The organism is Methylobacterium sp. J-070 (assembly GCF_022829385.1).
Lineage (GTDB): Bacteria > Pseudomonadota > Alphaproteobacteria > Rhizobiales > Beijerinckiaceae > Methylobacterium.
This window is the reverse complement of record NZ_JAKSXX010000055.1, coordinates 1-801: the sequence shown is the minus strand read 5'-3', so window position 1 is coordinate 801 and position 801 is coordinate 1. Positions and strand designations below refer to the sequence as shown.

The 801-nt window shown below is 70.3% G+C and carries 1 protein-coding gene; it reads left to right on the top strand.

The annotated features are described in order from the left end of the window. Nucleotides 1-780, top strand: a 780-nt coding sequence (locus MKL01_RS03505; RefSeq protein ID WP_243903847.1) for an outer membrane protein, incomplete at its 5' end; no start/stop codon positions are given. Nucleotides 781-801 lie beyond the last annotated feature (21 nt).

Sequence of the window (801 nt, the reverse complement as noted above, 5' to 3'; positions counted from 1 at the left end):
GCCGCCGACCTGCCGCGCCGGGCCGCCCCGCCGCCGGTGTTCACCCCGGTGCCGGTGTTCACCTGGACCGGCGCCTACTTCGGTATCAACGCCGGCTACGCGTTCGACGCCAGCAGCCGCAGCAACGGCTCGGCCTTCGGCGTGCCGTTCCCCTACGCCACCCCCGGCACCGTCGCCACCTTCCGCAACAGCAGCCAGGACGGCTTCTCCGGCGGCGGCCAGGTCGGCTACAACTACCAGTTCACCCCGGGCTCGGGCGTGGTCATCGGCGTCGAGGCCGACGCCCAGTACCTCGACTTCGGACGCAACCGGAACAGCGCCTTCCTCACCGGCGGCGCGCTGGCCCCCGGCTACTACGTCACCGACCCGCGCGGCCTGTCGAGCCTCGACTACTTCGGCACCGTGCGCGGCCGCCTCGGCTACGCCTTCGACCGCACCCTCGTTTACGGCACCGGCGGCTTCGCCTACGGCTCGGGCAGCGCCGACCGCTCCTTCGGCGGCTTTGCCGGCAACGACAGCTTCCGCACCGGCTACGCCGTCGGCGGCGGCATCGAGTACGCCCTGCCCACCGACTCGTTCCTGAACTTCTTCGGCTCCTCGGCCGTCCCGCTCAAGCTCGAAGGCCTGTACGTCAACCTCGACCGCAACACCCGCAACCAGGGCGTGTTCGTCATCAACGCCGCCAACAACTTCCACGCTGTTCACAGCAGTACCGGACGCCGCTCCGACGAGTTCGCCGTTGTCCGCGCGGGCCTGAACTACAAGTTCGGCACGTTCTAGGATCGGCGACCGGCGCGGCCT